Source organism: Alkalicoccobacillus porphyridii (assembly GCF_007293315.1).
Classification (GTDB): domain Bacteria; phylum Bacillota; class Bacilli; order Bacillales; family Bacillaceae_D; genus Alkalicoccobacillus; species Alkalicoccobacillus porphyridii.
Map to the genome: position 1 here is coordinate 1 of NZ_VLXZ01000024.1, position 16,899 is coordinate 16,899.

The window sequence follows — 16,899 nt, forward strand, 5'->3', positions numbered from 1 at the left end:
AGCGCTTCTCCAAGACGTTCCGAGGAGTTACCAAGAATCATGACCGTTTTACTAAGAGCCAAAGCGCTTCTCCAAGATGTTCCGAGGGAGTACCAAGAAACACGTCCGTTTTACCAAGAGCAGAGCTAGCTTTCATCCCTGCCCTGCAAACAGAAAAACGGCACACCACAATATAAGGCGTACCGTTCGTTATAAATTTATAAGGTAACGCCTTTTAGCTCGACGTAGCGTTCTAATTTGCGTTTTACGCGTTGTAGTGCATTATCAATAGACTTTACGTGTCTGTCAAGATCTACAGAAATTTCTTGATAGGTTCTACCATCGAGATATAAAAGTAAGACTTGTTGTTCAAGATCACTCAGGATTTCACCCATTTTTAATTCAATGTTCTCGAACTCTTCTTGATTAATTAATAATTCTTCTGGGTTCGTCACTCGATTACCACAGATAACGTCTAGCAACGTGCGTTCTGATTCTTCGTCATATAGTGGCTTGTCCAGAGATACATAGGAATTAAGAGGAATGTGTTTCTGTCTGGTCGCTGTTTTGATAGCTGTGATGATTTGTCTAGTAATGCATAATTCCGCAAATGCCTTGAAGGTAGAGAGCTTGTCTCCCCTGAAATCGCGAACGGCTTTATAAAGACCAATCATTCCTTCTTGAACAATATCCTCATGGTCTGCACCAATTAAGAAATAAGAGCGTGATTTAGCACGGACAAAATTTTTGTATTTGTTTATTAAGTATTCAAGTGCCTGTGTGTTGCCTAATCTAACTTGTTCTACGAGAAAGCTATCATCAGCCTGTTCAAATTCGCTACCAGGCTTTGTAAAAGTTGGTTCCAGCTGAAGCTCTGCAGTCACAACAATACCCCCTCGGCCAAGGCCACTAACTTAATGTTTAAACGTATTATATAGCACAGTTTTCCAGAAGGTCAACCACTCATCTGTCGCCACGACGCCATTTTTCAAAAATTTCAGTCAGTTCCTCACTAAGATAAGCATGTGTCGATTTTTGTTGTTTTTTTGTTTTTTCGACCATTTTTTTAATTCCTTTTGTTGCCATTTCTGTTTCTGTTAAAAGCTCCCTGGCTGACTTACGGAGAGCTCCGCTACCAAAAATAATGGATTGCTCCGCAAAGTCAGAGGTAGCCACATGAATCGTCGTATCGATTCTCTTTAGTTCTCGAACCATTCGCTCGATCCGCTCATCTGCAGTTTCTTGTTTTTTTGTATAAATGACCTCTACACGGTGATTACGATAAGTCTTACCAATACCAGACACCATATGAGCGTCAAAGATAACGGATACTATATCACCGGAATAAGCCTGATATTCAGCTAGTTTATCAACTAGCAGGTCTCTGGCCAGCTCCAAATCAGTATCTTTAAGTTTCCTTAGTTCCGGCCAAGCTCCAATGATATTATAGCCATCAACCAGTAGTATAGATCTCATATCAATCACGATCCCAATGGACTGCGCTTACGATGCACCTCGTACATGAGAAGACTTGCTGCAACTGATGCATTTAAAGAGGTTACGTTTCCGACCATCGGGATATAGACTAGAAAATCGCATTTCTCTTTAACGAGTCTGCTCATTCCTTTGCCTTCACTGCCTATAACTAGTCCAAGCGACATATCAAAGGCGGCTCCGCGATAGTCTTCTTTAGCCGCTGCATCCGTGCCTGCAAACCAAACGCCTCGCTTTTTCAGCTCGTCCATTGTTCGCGCAATGTTTGTCACTCTTACAACGGGAACATATTCAATGGCTCCTGTTGATGCTTTAGCGACTGTTTGTGTTAGACCTACTGAACGTCGCTTTGGAATAATAACCCCATGCGCACCCACAGCATCAGCTGTCCGCAGGATAGATCCTAGATTATGCGGATCCTCAATTTCATCTAAGACTAAGAAAAAAGGCTCTTCGTTTTTCTCTGCAGCGCGATCAAAAATATCGTCTAGCTCTGCATACGTATAGGCGGCAACTGAAGCTACTACCCCTTGATGATTTTCACTACCAATTAGCTGTTCTAACTTCTTTTTTGGTGCAGTTTGAACAAGAATATTTTTTTCCTTAGCTGTTTGGACAAGCTTGTTCATTTGCCCCTTTTGCGAGCCCTCGGCCACCCAAATCTTGTGAATGGCATGACCCGATTTAAGAGCTTCTAAAATAGGATTCTTCCCTGCAATAAACTCATCACTCATGATGTGAAGAGCCTCCTTTAGTTAATTTATCATCTATCTCTAGCGCCAACTGCATAATCTCATCAAGTCGGGCGGATTGATCCGTGATGTGAAGATAGCCAAGTAAAGCCTCAAAACCCGTAGAATAGCGATAGGTCGCCACGCTGGTGTTCTTAGGAACAGAACCCGACTTAGCGTTTCTCCCCCGCTTGATGACAGACATCTCATGCTCTGTAAACACCTCGTTTTGCTCCAGGCGATGAAGCATGTCGGCCTGCGCTTTGGCAGAGACGAAGCGAGTCGCCTCAGCGTGCAGAGCGTGCGGCTTCACCTTGCCTTGTGCAAGCAAATAATACCGCACGTACATATCAAGGACTGCATCTCCCATATAAGCGAGAGCCAATCCGTTAATTTGTGTTAAATCCGTTTTAGGTTGAACAATTTTCATGAGCGACTTTCTCTTTTCCAACGAACTCCTTGTGGTGTATCCTCAAGCAAGATTCCTTGCTCCTTCAATTGATCACGAATTGCGTCCGCTTCTTGGAAATTCCGCTCTGCACGTGCGGTGTTTCGTTTTTCAATGAGTGTGTCAATCTCTTCATCCAGCAATTCTTGCTCCTGATGCAGCTGAAGTCCCAAGACACCACCTATCTCATCAAAAAGGTGAATAAATGCTTCAAGCACCGCTTTAGATGTTTGTGGCTTCTGGCCATAACGATTCGCTTCCTTTGCCACGTCAAATAATACAGAGATACCGTTTGCGCTGTTAAAGTCATCATCCATCTCAGCAATAAATCGATTTCGTAATTGAGCAATCGTGTAAATCCAGTCTTCCTTCTCCCCGTAGTCGGCGCAATCCTCTAATCTGTGCTTCATTAGTGATAGTGCAGTTTTAATTCGTTCCAGACCATTCTCGGCCCCTTGAAGCAGCTCAGAGCTGAAATTAATTGGACTACGATAGTGAGCCGTCAACATGAAAAATCGAACGACTTCAGGCGAATGCTGTCGAATAATATCGTGAGCTAACACAAAATTTCCGAGTGATTTTGACATTTTTTCGTTATCAATATTAATAAAGCCATTATGCATCCAATAGTTAGCCATTTGCTTATCCGTCAAGGCTTCCGACTGTGCAATTTCGTTTTCATGATGTGGAAAAGCTAAATCCTGTCCACCGGCATGAATATCGATAGTATCACCTAAATATTTTTTTACCATGGCTGAGCATTCAATATGCCATCCCGGTCGCCCATTGCCCCAAGGACTGTCCCAGGAGATTTCGCCTTCCTTTGCTGCCTTCCACAAAACAAAATCCAGCGCATCTTCCTTTCGTTCATCTACCTCGATACGGGAGCCACTTCGCAGGTCATCGATGGATTGAGAGGAGAGCTTGCCGTAGTCTTTAAATTTTCTTGTTCTGAAGTAAACATCCCCACCTGATTCATAGGCATATTCCTTTTCTTCAAGTGCTTTAATAAATTGAACAATATCCGTAATGGTTTCTGTGACGCGTGGGTGGATATCTGCGGGTTTAACACCCAAGGCACAGGTATCTTCATGGTAGGCCTCAATGAATCGATTAGCTACATCAAAAACATCCTCACCTAATTCATGGGCAGCCCGAATGATTTTATCATCCACATCTGTGAAGTTCGAAACAAATAGAACCTCATACCCGCGATACTCTAAATAGCGGCGCACCATATCATATACGATGGGCGGACGGGCATTCCCAATATGAATATAGTTGTACACCGTCGGACCACATACATACATCTTAACCTTGCCCTCTTCCATTGGCATAAAGAGCTCTTTCTTCATGGTTAAGCTATTAAAAATCTGAATAGCCATACAATCTTCTCCCTTGAGTTTGTTATTCTTTCAGCATAAGCGGATCTACTTACTATGGTGATATTTTTTTTGCTCCTGCAGCTCTTTATTTAGTCTATCTATTTCTTCCTCTAGCTGTTTGAATTTATCAGCAACGGGGTCAGGTAAAATGTGATGATCCAGCTCGTGGTTTACTTTACATCCATCCTTAACCACAATTCGCCCTGGTATGCCTACGACAGTAGAATTAGGCGGCACTTCCTTTAAAACCACCGATCCAGCCCCAATTCTTGAATGCTCACCGATCGTAAAGGAGCCAAGAACCTTTGCCCCACTGGAGATCATGACACCATCCTCGACCGTTGGATGACGTTTACCTTTTTCCTTTCCCGTTCCTCCAAGAGTAACTCCTTGATAAATCGTTACGTTATTCCCTATTTCGCAGGTTTCTCCTATGACAACACCCATACCATGATCTATAAATAATCTTTGGCCAATGACCGCAGCAGGATGAATTTCAATACCTGTAAAGAAACGGCTAATTTGAGACAGCAGCTTAGCTAGAAAATAAAGTTTGATGTTCCAAAGACCATGAGCGATTCGATGCGACCAGATCGCATGCACACCTGAATAGGTGAAAATAACTTCCAGTCGGCTTCTAGCTGCAGGGTCCTGGGCGAACACTACATCTACATCGTTCATTAATGTCCTAAATACGGACACAACACTCCCCCCTCTCGCAATATAAAAAAACCCCTGTGCATCCTTGATGCACAGAGGCGCAGACAGCACGGTTCCACTCTGTTATATTTAATCAGTCCATACTGATTAACTCTTAAGAGCGTCTAACGGCGCCATCCGCTTTTTCCTACTAAAAGTATATGCTCCGTTCAGAAAAAGTCTCATGGGTGCACAGCAGTCGAATGGGTTATGCTACTCCCAGCTACGTAGCACTCTCTGAAAACCTACTCCTTGACTGACTCTCCCAATCAACAAGTTACGTATATTTAATTATGCATTTGAAGACGCTGCATGCGTAAGGCGAGCAGATACAGCCTCTTTACCTAGCAGTTCAATCGTATCAGGTAGCTCAGGTCCGTGAGTTTGCCCGGTGACTGCTACACGTATTGGCATAAATAGCTTTTTGCCTTTTTGCCCTGTTGCTTTTTGCGTAGCTTTCACTGCATTTTTGATGTGAGGTGCAGTAAATTCTTCAAGCTGGTTAAGTTCACTTAAGAAATGGTTTAAGACCTCTGGTACCTGTTCCTCATGTAATACGGTCTTTGCTTCCTCATTATACTCAATTTCCTGCTTAAAGAACAAATCAGTAAGCTCTACAATTTCAGCACCATAGTGAAGCTGCTCCTGATACAAGCCAATAAGCTTGCCTGCCCACTCTTTATCCGTTTCACCTGGGTTCTCGGATATTCTACCCGCTTTAATTAGATGTGGTAGAGATAAATCAATCACTTTTTCGAGTGGTGCGGCTTGAATATATTGATTGTTCATCCATGCCAGCTTGCTTGTATCAAATACAGCCGGTGCTTTAGACACACGTTCAAGACTGAACTGATCTGATAGTTGTTCAAGCGTGAACATTTCCTCTTCCCCTACAGGTGACCAGCCCAATAAAGCAAGGAAGTTCACAAGGGCTTCAGGTAAATACCCAAGCTCTTTGTACTGCTCCACAAACTGAATGATGGACTCATCACGCTTACTCATCTTCTGACGATCCGGATTTAAAATTAAGGATGCATGAGCGAATGTCGGCTTCCCCCATCCAAACGCCTCAAATAATAAAGCCTGTCTTGGAGAGTTGGATAGATGCTCTTCGCCTCGAATAACATGCGAAATCTTCATGAGATGATCATCAATGACAACCGCAAAGTTATACATAGGCACACCATCATTACGTGCAATGACAAAATCTCCAATACCGTCTGTTTCAAACGAAACATCTCCACGTACGGCATCTTCAATGGTTACCACGTTACCTTCTTGAACACGGAAACGAATGACTGGCTTTAGCCCTTTATCCTCATAGGCTTGACGTTGCTCACTCGTTAACTCACGATCGCGTCCACCGTACTTAGGGGCTTCGCCGCGAGCAAGCTGTGCTGCACGTTCTTCTTCAAGCTCTTCTGGCGTCATATAGCAATAATATGCCTTTCCTTCGTCGACCAGCTGCTGCACATACTTCTTATAAATATCAATGCGCTCCATGCTGCTGTAAGGGCCATATTCACCGCCAGTATCTATGCTTTCATCCCAATCGACACCCAGCCATTTTAAGCTTTCAAGCAGCTTTTCTTTTGCCTGCTCTACATTACGTGCCTGATCTGTATCTTCAATACGCAGAATAAATTTCCCGCCTTGATTTCTAGCAAAAAGGTAATTAAATAAGGCCGAACGAGCGCCTCCAATATGGAGATGACCTGTCGGGCTCGGGGCAAAACGTACACGTACGTCGCTGCTCATTTGATAACACCATCCATTTCATTTTTCTTCTTTCACTACAACTTTTAGCATATGTCGGCTTCTATTCTAACACCATTTAGGCAAACATTCATCTAAACCCGTTCTATGAGAATAACCGCCTGTGAGGCGATCCCTTCTCCTCTCCCGGTAAAGCCCAGCTTTTCAGTGGTAGTTGCTTTTACATTCACTTGTGTCGAATCCGCCTCAAGCAGTTCCGCAATCTGCTGCTGCATCGCTTGAATATGCGGAGCCATTTTAGGCAGCTGCGCCATAATAGTGCAGTCTACATTACCGAGCTTATAGCCTCTCTCTTTAACCAATGACCAAACGTCCTTAAGAAGAACCTTTGAATCCATGTCCTTAAACTCATCACTTGTATCCGGGAAATGCTTGCCTATGTCGCCTTCTCCAATGGCACCAAGCGCAGCATCCGCAATGGTATGAAGTAAAACATCCGCATCTGAATGCCCAAGTAAACCCTTCTCATATGGAATCGTAATGCCTCCAATAATAAGTGGGCGATCCTCCACTAGCTGATGAACATCAAATCCTTGTCCTACTCGAATCATGCTCCAAACTCCTTTTTCGTATAATTGCTTCTGCCATTAATAAATCCTCTGGTGTTGTGATCTTTAAGTTGCTGTAATCCCCTTCTACCACAACAACCTTAGCGCCTATCCACTCCATAATACTTGCATCATCCGTTGCTTTAAAATCTTGCTCTTCTGCTTTTTTGTGTCCTGCTAAGAGCGCATCTCTCCAGAAAGCCTGTGGCGTTTGAACAGACCATAGAGAGGAACGGTTAATTGTCTCCTCAATCGTTCCGTTAACCACTCTCTTCACGGTATCCTTCATTGGTACAGCAACAACGGCTGATCCTGCATCCTTGGCCGCCTGCACTAGACGATGAATGGATGCTTTTCGAATGAAGGGTCTGGCTCCATCATGCACAAGCACAATTTCGTCAGGTCCCGTTAACTGCTTGACCCCTTCATACACGCTCTGCTGTCGTTCTTCTCCACCGACTGTAATTTTGCTAACCTTGCTAATCTGATGCGTATCTACAATCGCCTGCATCGCATCTACTTCACTTTCGTTTGCGACCAGTATGATTTGTTTGCACCATTCGTCTTCTTCAAAGACCTTTAATGTATAAGCAATGAGTGGTATTTGATTTAATACGATAAATTGTTTATTTTTACCCGCTCTCATCCGTTTCCCTTGTCCGGCAGCAGGAATTACAATACTATACATCATCATGCTCTCTCCAATTCTTATACATGCATTCGCTCTATTTTAGCATGTCCTATGTGATGTTGACACATATTTAAGAAAAGAAAAAAGCGCTCTAATGATCTGCTCTTAAAAAGGTAGACTGTGCATCTCCCTAATTAAGGCTGTTCAACTTCACGCTTTTTTTGAAAGAGTTATAATGCTTTTTCGTAAACCTTAGGCTTGGCAAAAATCATTCTACCTGCACTTGTTTGCAGCACACTGGTGACGATGACATCAATCTCCTTGCCAATGAATTCACGTCCACCTTCCACAACGATCATCGTTCCGTCATCCAAATACGCCACACCCTGATGATGCTCCTTACCATCCTTTATCACCTGTACATTCATCTTTTCGCCAGGCAGGACCACAGGTTTGACGGCGTTAGCTAAGTCATTAATGTTTAAGACAGCGACCCCTTGTAATTCACATACCTTATTCAGGTTATAATCATTTGTAACGACCATTCCATCAGAGATTTTGGCGAGCTTCACAAGCTTGCTGTCCACCTCTTGAATATCCTCAAAATCACCTTCATAGATTTCAACCTTGATCGGTAATTCCTTTTGAATTTTATTTAGAATGTCTAATCCTCTTCGACCTCGGTTTCGTTTTAATGCATCAGATGAATCAGCAATATGCTGCAGTTCTGCCAAGACAAACTCCGGAATAACTAGAGTTCCTTCTAAAAAGCCCGTCTTACAAATATCTGCAATCCTACCATCAATAATGACACTTGTATCAAGAATCTTTAATTGATGGCGACCTGAATCGTCATCAGATTTCTTTTCTTTTACGTTACCTCGACTTAGCAGGAATAATTGCAATAGCTCGTCACGCTTTTTAAATCCAATTTGAAAACCAAAGTATCCAAGCGTAATGGTGACAAATATAGGCAATATATTTTTCACAAATGGGACCTGTAATTGTGCAATTTGGCTACCAATTAAATATCCAGCCACTAGACCTAGGATTAACCCAAGTGAACCGGACAAAATGTCAGTCAAGGAGGCTTTTAAAATCTTTTCCTCAAGGACCTTCATTATGTTTACGATATAACGCGCAACCCAAATCGATACAAAGTACATAATAATAATACCTATAACCATACCCGTGAATTCATTTTGAACCCAGACAGGGACACCTTCAAAATTAAACAGTTGGATAAGTTCAGGAATATATAAGAAGCCTAATGTCCCACCGGCGATCATAAGAAAGATCTTTACAATCCACGTCATCATAACGGCCCACCTCCTTTTAGCTTATTATAGACAAGATTTAGAAATCAAAACCTAGCAAACTGGAATTTTACATACTACCTCCATAAAACAACATGTTTAAGACATGAAATCGTCAGGATTCGCGCAGGTCACGCTAAATATGTCGATCAATAAACAGCTGCTCCTGGATTCGATTTAGGCCATTCTTGATCATCTTAGCTCGCGCTTCACCAATGCCATCTACTTCATCCAATTTGTCCGTATCTGCAAGTACGATGTTCGATAGGATCTCATACTCATTAATTAAATTCTCAATGATCTGGGATGGCAGTCTAGGAATACGGTGTAGCATCCGATAGCCTCTAGGCGAAACAATGTGCTCAGACAAGTTAATATTCTTCGGATATCCCAATGCTTTAATGATCGCTGGCTCATCTAACAGATCTTCCGTCTGTAAATCTGTTAATTCTTTAAGTGTCTTAGTGACGTCTTGTTTTCCATCCTTCACGTAATCCTTTAATAAAAAGGCCGCTTCCTTCTCAGTATCTGTTACGAGCTCCCTCAGCTGCATAGTGATCAGGCGACCCTCGTCCCCTAGCTCATCAATATAGTTTAAAATTTCTCGCTTGATACGTAGCACCATTTGAACACGGTGTACTACCTGGGTGATTTCAGATAGAGTAACCAGCTCTTCAAACTCCAAAGCCCCCAGATTGGTAATGCTCTGTTCAAGTACCGACTTATACTTCTCAAGCGTCTGAATCGCTTGATTCGCCTTTGTTAAAATGACCCCGATATCCTTTAAAGCATAGCGGAACTCGCCCTGATACAAGGTAATAACGTTACGACGCTGTGAAATCGAGATTGTCAGTTGATTTGTCTGTTTGGCTACACGTTCTGCTGTACGGTGACGGATTCCAGTCTCAGTTGATGAGATTCCATTGTTAGGCACTAATTGTGTATTGGCATAAAGAATTTTTTTCCCATCTTCACTTAAGATGATGGCCCCGTCCATTTTTGCAAGCTCGTATAAATAGGCCGGTGAAAACGGACAGTTGATAAAAAATCCGCCGTTTACGATCTGCTTCATTTCTTCTGTATCCCCAAGTACTATAAGTCCGCCTGTATTTGCACGAAGAACATTATCAATGCCCGCTCGTAACGGGGTTCCCGGTGCAACCAACCTTAGCAGATTCCGGATGAATTCATCTCTGTTTTTTTGTTCCTCCATTTTCTTTTACCTCCCAAGAACAACTTCTATTGCCTTTTCTAATGATGGGACACCAATGACCTCGATGCCTGCTGGTACTGTCCAACCTCCCAGATTCTTTTCTGGAATGATGACACGTTTAAACCCTAGCTTTGCTGCCTCGTTTACCCTTTGGTCAATACGAGAAACCCGACGAATCTCACCCGTTAAACCAACCTCTCCTATTGCGGCATCCATTGACTGCGTTGGCTGGTCCTTAAAGCTAGAGGCAATGCTCAAGGCAATCGCTAAATCGATAGCTGGTTCATCTAGCTTTACGCCACCTGCGACCTTAAGATACGCATCTTGATTTTGGAGAAGAAGTCCCACACGTTTTTCAAGCACAGCCATGAGTAACGAAACTCGGTTATGATCAATTCCCGTTGCCATTCTCCGTGGATTTCCATACCCAGTAGGTGAAATCAATGCCTGTAGTTCTACAAGCACAGGTCTCGTTCCTTCCATGGAGGCCACAACCACTGACCCTGCAGCTCCTTGAGAGCGCTCCTCTAGAAAGATTTCTGAAGGATTTAACACTTCCTCTAGACCCGCTTCTTTCATCTCAAAGATACCCATTTCATTTGTTGAACCAAAACGGTTTTTGACCGCCCGAAGGATACGATACGTATGGTGTCTTTCTCCTTCAAAATAAAGAACTGAATCTACCATATGCTCTAATAGCTTGGGTCCTGCTATCGAACCTTGTTTTGTGACATGTCCTACTATAAAAATGGCGATTCCTTTTGTTTTAGCAATCTTCATAAAAGCCGCAGTACATTCTCTTACCTGCGCGACACTACCCGGTGCTGACGTAATATCCTCTTGATACACCGTTTGAATGGAATCAATAATCACAAGTGATGGCTGTACCTCATCAATGGCGTGTTGGATGTATTGAAGATCTGTTTCTGCCAACACGTACAATTCTGGTGAAATCATGCCCAGTCGATCTGCCCGCAGCTTCGTTTGCTTCACTGATTCTTCCCCCGATATATAGAGGACCTTCTCTTGCTTTTCCGCTAGCTTAGCCGAAAGCTGCAAAAGTAGGGTTGATTTACCGATTCCCGGGTCGCCACCAACTAAAACCAATGAACCTGGAACGATGCCTCCACCAAGCACTCGATTTAGCTCTTGTATAGTGGTATCAATCCGCGGCTCTCGATCGCCTACTACCTTTGAAAGCGGCTGTGCTTTCGTCACCGTTGAAGATGACGTGACATAGCTTCTACTCGATTGCTTCGCTACCGCCTCAATTTCCTCCACCATCGTATTCCATTCCTGACAGCCTGGACATTTGCCCATCCACTTCGCGGATTCATAGCCGCAGTCTTGGCATACAAACTTAGTCTTTTTCTTTGCCATTTCCGATCCTCCAAGACAAACTATAAAATGAAAGACCAGGAGCCATTCATACTCCCGGTCTGTTGTTAACAAAGCAAACGCGTGTCTACATTATTTTAACGTTGCTGTTTCTTCTTTTGTCTCAAGCGTTTCGACGTAAAGCTCTCCGTCTTTAACACCAATTAATGCTTTTTGACCCTTGCTTATATTGCCTTTTAAAAGCTCCTCAGATAAACGATCCTCTACTTGCTTCTGTAATGCTCTGCGTAAAGGTCGTGCACCATATTCAGGATCATAGCCAAGATCTGTGATTTTATCTTTTGCCTCTTCGGTTAATTCAAACTCAATTCCTTGCTCCGTTAAACGAGCTTTTAATTGATTTGCCATCAGCGTAATAATCTCACGAACATGCTTTTTCTCTAATGCATGGAAAACAATAATCTCATCAATACGGTTGATGAATTCAGGTCTAAAGCTGTTCTTTAGCTCTCCCATCACACGATCCTTCATATCCTTGTACTCGCGGCCTTCTGTTTCCGTTGTAAATCCTAGGTACTTATTCCCCTTCAATGCGCTGGCACCGACATTAGATGTCATAATCACTGCCGTATTACGGAAATCTACTGTACGGCCTTTAGAGTCTGTAAGGCGCCCATCCTCAAGCACCTGCAAAAGAATATTAAATACATCTGGATGCGCTTTTTCGATCTCATCAAGCAAGATAACTGAATACGGTTTACGACGGATTTTTTCTGTTAATTGTCCGCCTTCCTCGTGTCCAACATACCCTGGAGGCGACCCTACTAAACGACTTGTGGAATGCTTTTCCATGTACTCAGACATATCAATCCGAATAACTGAATCCTCATCTCCAAACAGTGTCTCAGCAACTGCTCGAGCGAGCTCTGTTTTCCCTACCCCTGTTGGCCCTAGGAAAATAAACGATCCAATTGGACGCTTAGGATCCTTCAGACCCGCTCTAGCACGACGTACAGCTTTTGAAATGGAAAGAACAGCTTCCTCCTGACCAACAACACGTTGATGCAGGATTTCCTCCATTTTTAATAAGCGATCTGTTTCCTCTTCAGCTAGCTTTGCCACTGGGATTCCGGTCCAGCTCGCTACAACCTGGGCAATGTCTTCAACAGACACCTCCGTGTTTTCTTGGCCTTGCTTCTTTTTCCACTTGTTTTTCATTTCATCAAGCTGTTCACGAAGTCGTTGTTCAGAATCACGTAATGATGCTGCTTTTTCAAACTCCTGGCTTTGAACGGCGGCATCTTTTTCCTTACGTGTTTCTTCTAATTTCTGTTCTAGCTCTTTTAAATCAGGTGGTGCAGTGTAAGAACGTAAGCGAACCTTTGAAGCTGCTTCATCAATTAAATCAATCGCCTTATCTGGAAGGAAACGATCTGAAATATAACGGTCAGACAGCTTTACTGCTTCGTCAATCGCAGTATCCGTGATGGTCACTCTATGGTGGGCCTCATAACGGTCACGCAGTCCTTTTAAGATTTGAATGGACTCATCCAGTGAAGGCTCATTCACTTGGATTGGCTGGAAACGACGTTCAAGCGCAGCATCCTTTTCAATGTACTTACGATACTCGTCAATCGTTGTCGCACCAATACATTGTAGTTCACCACGTGCAAGAGATGGCTTCAAAATATTTGACGCATCAATCGCACCTTCCGCTCCACCAGCTCCAATAAGCGTGTGTAATTCATCAATAAATAGAATCACATTCCCCGCTTGCCGAATCTCATCCATCACCTTTTTCAAACGGTCTTCAAATTCACCACGGTATTTTGTACCTGCCACCACTGTTCCCATATCAAGCGTCATAACACGCTTGTTACGTAGCGTCTCAGGCACTTCATTCGCAACAATGGATTGCGCTAAGCCTTCAGCTATCGCCGTTTTACCAACACCCGGCTCACCGATGAGCACAGGATTATTTTTCGTTCTACGGCTAAGAACCTGAATCACTCTTTCAATCTCTTTGCTACGACCGATTACCGGATCTAGAGACTCCTCACGAGCAATAGCGGTAAGGTCACGAGCAAGGCTATCAAGTGTCGGCGTGTTGGCGTTGGAAACTGCTCCACTCTGCTGAGATGAGCTACCGCCTTCATTACTGCCTAGTAATTGAAGAACCTGTTGACGCGCCTTATTTAAGCTTACACCAAGGTTGTTAAGAACTCGTGCAGCTACCCCTTCTCCTTCACGAATTAAACCAAGCAGGATGTGCTCTGTGCCTACATACGAATGACCAAGCTTACGTGCTTCATCCATTGAAAGCTCAATTACTTTTTTTGCTCTCGGGGTGTAGTGCTTTGTTTTAGACCCTTCTTGCCCTTTTCCTATTAGTGTTTCTACTTCCTTTTGCAGTTTCTCGGGTCCAAGTCCAAGTGCTTGCAACGCTTTTGCCGCAATGCCTTCTCCTTCACGGATGAGACCGAGTAAGATGTGCTCAGTTCCTATATTATTATGGCCTAAACGAATTGCCTCTTCTTGTGCTAATGCCAATACCTTTTGTGCTCGCTCTGTAAATCGACCAAACATCATTTGTGGCCACCTCCATCAATGTCATTCTTTTAACTGAAGTCTTTCACGAATAAGTGCAGCTCTTCGCTCATCTCTTTGCTCTGCAGTTAAGACATCTCCTGCAAACTGCTGCAAAAATCCTACCTGAGTCAAAATCATCAGCTCATTAAGTATGTTCCCTGATATCCCTTCAATCAATCCTAAATCTATTCCAAGCCTCACATCAGATAATCTTCTCGTTGCTTCTTTTGATTCAATAATTCGACTGTGGGACAATATGCCGAGTGATCGCTGAATACGGTCTTCCAGCTTTAATCTTGAGTTTTGCATGAGTACCTGTCTTGCATTACGTTCCCTTTGAATCAGCTGTGTTACAACGCCGTGAAGATCGTCTACAATGTCTTGCTCTGATTTCCCAAGAGTGATTTGGTTTGAAATTTGAAAGAGATTACCTAAAGCTTCGCTACCTTCACCATAAATTCCTCTAACAACTAATCCCAATTGATTAATTGCCGGCAAAATTCTGTTAATCTGCTGTGTCATGGCTAGAGCGGGTAGATGCATCATAACTGAGGCCCGCATTCCTGTACCTACATTTGTTGGACAACTGGTTAAATAGCCGCGTTTTTCATCATATGCATAGGTGAGATGTTCTTCTACCCAGTCATCTACCGATTGAGCAATTTCTAAACCCTTTTCAAGCTGAGAGCCGGCAAATAAACATTGTATTCGAAGATGATCCTCTTCATTTATCATAATGCTTAAGGATTCGTCCTGATTCAACATGACAGCCCCGTGCTTGGATTGCTCCGCCAGATGAGGACTAATTAAATGCTTTTCTACTAGGACACGCTTTTCATTTGATTTAAGCTCTTCCATATAAAGTGTATCTAGTGGACCCACTTGCTCAAATGGTCCTTCTTCTAAAGCAGCTACAGTATACTCCGCCACTTCTTTCGATTGATTTAAGGTTGAAAGGATCGGAAATTGATAATTTTTCAGATTCCTTGCCAGTCTTATTCTACTACTTAGTACAATATCGGAATCCTCACCCGAATCCTTCATCCATGGACTGATGGCTTCATTCATAAACCCTTCCAGCGACATGTCACCCCTCCTCATGCTCCTGATTTTGTTTTTCTAGAGAACGGATATGGTCCCTTACCTCTGCGGCTTTTTCGAATTCTTCACTCTCAATGTATTCTTTGATTTGCATCTTTAAAGCATTAATTTGTTTTTGGCGCTTAATCCCCCCGCCAATTCGTTTAGGGATTTTTCCATGGTGACGAATATTCCCACTATGAACTCGGCGAAGTACAGGGTCCAATTTATCATCAAAGGCCTCATAACAAGAGGCACAGCCAAACCTACCTATTTCAACAAACTGACTGTATGTCATTTGACAGTGCTCACACATTCGTTCTTTTGGTGCAGTTTTGTGTTCATTCTCTTGGGTATCTGGATGCTCAAAATGCAGTAATCCTGATAAGAGCTGATGAATAGAAAATGTATTCGAGCCTGGAATATGCTCTCCCTTTTCTTTTGCACACATTTCACATAAATGAATCTCTGTTTTTTCTCCATTAATAATCTTTGTAAAGTGTAAGGTTGCCTGCCTTTGCTGACAGTCCTGACATTTCATTAGCTCTACACCTCTCTTTCAGGAGATTATTTATATTTAAGCGTATTAATCATTGCTTTTAAAACATTAGATCGTATTTGATCCCTGTACGGCAACTCTACTTTTAAAACAGAGCGATCCAGTACACTAACCATTAAGTTTGCTTCCCGTTTTGTTACGGCTTTTTCTTCGTATAAACGCATCACAATGTTTTCCGCCGTCTGTTGATCAATCACTGGACCAACTAGTTGCAAAAGGTGGTTATAAAGATCTGATTTCTCATGTGCCTCTACTTTTATAATGCGAATATATCCGCCCCCACCACGTTTACTTTCCACTATATACCCCTTTTCAAGGGTAAACCGTGTACTTATCACATAATTTATTTGAGAGGGGACACACTCAAATCGTTTTGCAAGCTCACTTCGCTTAATTTCTAAAAGTTCGTTTCCATTTTTTAATAAAGTGCTTTTTAGATATTGCTCGATAAAATCCGAAATGTTGCGCATTTTCATCCCCCTCTCTTACTATAAATGTATTTTAGCGTAGTAGGATTTATTTCATCTTCTGACTTTGACTATATTTGACTAACTCTATTATAATCATTCTCTTCAAAAAGTTCAAATCCTACGTTTATTATTGTCTCCAGCTCTTTTCTACAATAGACTTTGCAAAGCAGTTCTTTTTCTATATTTCACAATAAATGAACACCTTTGATTGAATGAGCTGATTTGCAGCTTATCGAACTTGGTTTGAGGGGGTGCGGACCTATTATGTGATGTTTCTTTAGATGGCAATTGCTAAAGCATGGGGGGCGGGCTCTTGGTATTAAGCCTTTTGTTCTTGGCGCTTGGTAAAATAGGGTTCCCTCTTGGTGACGGAGGTATAGTTTTTGGTATGGCGTCCTGGCTCTTGGTAATGGGAGGATTGCTCTTGGTACTAATCGCTTCTTTCTTGGTATGGTGGTTTTGCTCTTGGTATGGTGGTTTTGCTCTTGGTATGGTGCTCATTGTTCTTTGTGATGGAGGTAGTCTTCTTGATGATGGGCTTTTCCTTCTTGGTAAAGAAGGTTCTGCTTTTGAACTCGGTCATGAGCTTCTCTTTGTAGTTAGGCCGTCTGCTTCTTCTTGGTAAATTTGCTTTTCTCTTGGT

The 16,899-nt window shown here is 42.7% G+C and carries 17 protein-coding genes; 1 reads left to right on the forward strand and 16 read right to left on the reverse strand.

Annotated elements, in window-relative coordinates; translation table 11 throughout:
- Window positions 1-197 precede the first annotated feature (197 nt).
- The 16 genes from sigH to FN960_RS20480 all read right to left on the reverse strand — a co-directional run bounded on the left by sigH (window position 198) and on the right by FN960_RS20480 (window position 16,256).
- Window positions 198-845 carry an RNA polymerase sporulation sigma factor SigH gene (sigH, locus tag FN960_RS20405; RefSeq protein ID WP_143850731.1) on the reverse strand — a complete coding sequence of 216 codons (648 nt, stop codon included), beginning with the start codon at window positions 843-845 and terminating at the stop codon, window positions 198-200.
- Window positions 846-942: 97 nt separating this feature from the next.
- Window positions 943-1,455, reverse strand: coding sequence for an NYN domain-containing protein (locus FN960_RS20410; RefSeq protein ID WP_143850717.1), 513 nt, complete (start codon window positions 1,453-1,455; stop codon window positions 943-945).
- Between the two features lie 5 nt (window positions 1,456-1,460).
- The gene (gene rlmB, locus FN960_RS20415) at window positions 1,461-2,207 is read right to left on the reverse strand and encodes a 23S rRNA (guanosine(2251)-2'-O)-methyltransferase RlmB (RefSeq protein ID WP_143850718.1); all 747 of its coding nucleotides are present in this window, start codon (window positions 2,205-2,207) and stop codon (window positions 1,461-1,463) included.
- Window positions 2,200-2,634, reverse strand: a complete 435-nt coding sequence (locus FN960_RS20420; protein ID WP_143850719.1) for a Mini-ribonuclease 3 — start codon at window positions 2,632-2,634, stop codon at window positions 2,200-2,202. The genes rlmB and FN960_RS20420 overlap by 8 nt, the downstream gene beginning before the upstream one ends.
- The gene (cysS, locus tag FN960_RS20425; RefSeq protein ID WP_143850720.1) at window positions 2,631-4,037 is read right to left on the reverse strand and encodes a cysteine--tRNA ligase; all 1,407 of its coding nucleotides are present in this window, start codon (window positions 4,035-4,037) and stop codon (window positions 2,631-2,633) included. Before cysS ends, FN960_RS20420 begins: the two co-directional genes overlap by 4 nt.
- A 45-nt stretch (window positions 4,038-4,082) precedes the next feature.
- Window positions 4,083-4,718, reverse strand: a complete 636-nt coding sequence (cysE, locus tag FN960_RS20430) for a serine O-acetyltransferase (RefSeq protein WP_143850732.1) — start codon at window positions 4,716-4,718, stop codon at window positions 4,083-4,085.
- A gap of 309 nt (window positions 4,719-5,027) precedes the next feature.
- Entirely contained in the window at window positions 5,028-6,494 is a 1,467-nt protein-coding gene (gene gltX / locus FN960_RS20435; protein ID WP_143850721.1) for a glutamate--tRNA ligase, read from the reverse strand.
- Window positions 6,495-6,586: 92 nt separating this feature from the next.
- The gene (gene ispF, locus FN960_RS20440; RefSeq protein ID WP_143850722.1) at window positions 6,587-7,063 is read right to left on the reverse strand and encodes a 2-C-methyl-D-erythritol 2,4-cyclodiphosphate synthase; all 477 of its coding nucleotides are present in this window, start codon (window positions 7,061-7,063) and stop codon (window positions 6,587-6,589) included.
- Window positions 7,038-7,751, reverse strand: a complete 714-nt coding sequence (gene ispD, locus FN960_RS20445) for a 2-C-methyl-D-erythritol 4-phosphate cytidylyltransferase (RefSeq protein ID WP_143850733.1) — start codon at window positions 7,749-7,751, stop codon at window positions 7,038-7,040. Before ispD ends, ispF begins: the two co-directional genes overlap by 26 nt.
- 170 nt (window positions 7,752-7,921) lie before the next feature.
- On the reverse strand, window positions 7,922-9,010 hold the full coding sequence (locus FN960_RS20450) for a PIN/TRAM domain-containing protein (RefSeq protein WP_143850723.1): 1,089 nt from the start codon (window positions 9,008-9,010) through the stop codon (window positions 7,922-7,924).
- Between the two features lie 133 nt (window positions 9,011-9,143).
- A complete protein-coding gene (gene disA / locus FN960_RS20455; protein ID WP_143850724.1) occupies window positions 9,144-10,220 on the reverse strand; it encodes a DNA integrity scanning diadenylate cyclase DisA in 1,077 nt (358 codons plus the stop codon).
- A 6-nt stretch (window positions 10,221-10,226) separates the two neighbouring features.
- Complete coding sequence (radA, locus tag FN960_RS20460; protein WP_143850725.1) at window positions 10,227-11,600, reverse strand: DNA repair protein RadA; 1,374 nt, start codon at window positions 11,598-11,600, stop codon at window positions 10,227-10,229.
- A 90-nt stretch (window positions 11,601-11,690) separates the two neighbouring features.
- Entirely contained in the window at window positions 11,691-14,147 is a 2,457-nt protein-coding gene (gene clpC / locus FN960_RS20465) for an ATP-dependent protease ATP-binding subunit ClpC (protein ID WP_143850726.1), read from the reverse strand.
- Window positions 14,148-14,168: 21 nt separating this feature from the next.
- A complete protein-coding gene (gene mcsB, locus FN960_RS20470; RefSeq protein ID WP_143850727.1) occupies window positions 14,169-15,233 on the reverse strand; it encodes a protein-arginine kinase McsB in 1,065 nt (354 codons plus the stop codon).
- A gap of 1 nt (window position 15,234) precedes the next feature.
- Window positions 15,235-15,768 carry a protein-arginine kinase activator protein McsA gene (gene mcsA / locus FN960_RS20475; RefSeq protein ID WP_143850728.1) on the reverse strand — a complete coding sequence of 178 codons (534 nt, stop codon included), beginning with the start codon at window positions 15,766-15,768 and terminating at the stop codon, window positions 15,235-15,237.
- A gap of 26 nt (window positions 15,769-15,794) precedes the next feature.
- Window positions 15,795-16,256, reverse strand: a complete 462-nt coding sequence (locus FN960_RS20480) for a CtsR family transcriptional regulator (RefSeq protein WP_143850729.1) — start codon at window positions 16,254-16,256, stop codon at window positions 15,795-15,797.
- A gap of 313 nt (window positions 16,257-16,569) precedes the next feature.
- On the opposite strand from FN960_RS20480, the gene FN960_RS20485 reads away from it, so the two are divergent.
- Window positions 16,570-16,881 carry a hypothetical protein gene (locus tag FN960_RS20485; protein ID WP_143850730.1) on the forward strand — a complete coding sequence of 104 codons (312 nt, stop codon included), beginning with the start codon at window positions 16,570-16,572 and terminating at the stop codon, window positions 16,879-16,881.
- The last annotated feature ends 18 nt before the right edge of the window (window positions 16,882-16,899 follow it).

What these genes read in the sequence shown, in the direction of transcription:
- FN960_RS20410 (WP_143850717.1), bottom strand. Translation starts at nt 1,455, where the DNA reads ATGAGATCTATACTACTGGTTGATGGCTATAATATCATTGGAGCTTGG.
- rlmB (WP_143850718.1), bottom strand. Translation starts at nt 2,207, where the DNA reads ATGAGTGATGAGTTTATTGCAGGGAAGAATCCTATTTTAGAAGCTCTT.
- FN960_RS20420 (WP_143850719.1), bottom strand. Translation starts at nt 2,634, where the DNA reads ATGAAAATTGTTCAACCTAAAACGGATTTAACACAAATTAACGGATTG.
- cysS (WP_143850720.1), bottom strand. Translation starts at nt 4,037, where the DNA reads ATGGCTATTCAGATTTTTAATAGCTTAACCATGAAGAAAGAGCTCTTT.
- cysE (WP_143850732.1), bottom strand. Translation starts at nt 4,718, where the DNA reads ATGAACGATGTAGATGTAGTGTTCGCCCAGGACCCTGCAGCTAGAAGC.
- gltX (WP_143850721.1), bottom strand. Translation starts at nt 6,494, where the DNA reads ATGAGCAGCGACGTACGTGTACGTTTTGCCCCGAGCCCGACAGGTCAT.
- ispF (WP_143850722.1), bottom strand. Translation starts at nt 7,063, where the DNA reads ATGATTCGAGTAGGACAAGGATTTGATGTTCATCAGCTAGTGGAGGAT.
- ispD (WP_143850733.1), bottom strand. Translation starts at nt 7,751, where the DNA reads ATGATGTATAGTATTGTAATTCCTGCTGCCGGACAAGGGAAACGGATG.
- FN960_RS20450 (WP_143850723.1), bottom strand. Translation starts at nt 9,010, where the DNA reads ATGATGACGTGGATTGTAAAGATCTTTCTTATGATCGCCGGTGGGACA.
- disA (WP_143850724.1), bottom strand. Translation starts at nt 10,220, where the DNA reads ATGGAGGAACAAAAAAACAGAGATGAATTCATCCGGAATCTGCTAAGG.
- radA (WP_143850725.1), bottom strand. Translation starts at nt 11,600, where the DNA reads ATGGCAAAGAAAAAGACTAAGTTTGTATGCCAAGACTGCGGCTATGAA.
- clpC (WP_143850726.1), bottom strand. Translation starts at nt 14,147, where the DNA reads ATGATGTTTGGTCGATTTACAGAGCGAGCACAAAAGGTATTGGCATTA.
- mcsB (WP_143850727.1), bottom strand. Translation starts at nt 15,233, where the DNA reads ATGTCGCTGGAAGGGTTTATGAATGAAGCCATCAGTCCATGGATGAAG.
- mcsA (WP_143850728.1), bottom strand. Translation starts at nt 15,768, where the DNA reads ATGAAATGTCAGGACTGTCAGCAAAGGCAGGCAACCTTACACTTTACA.
- FN960_RS20480 (WP_143850729.1), bottom strand. Translation starts at nt 16,256, where the DNA reads ATGCGCAACATTTCGGATTTTATCGAGCAATATCTAAAAAGCACTTTA.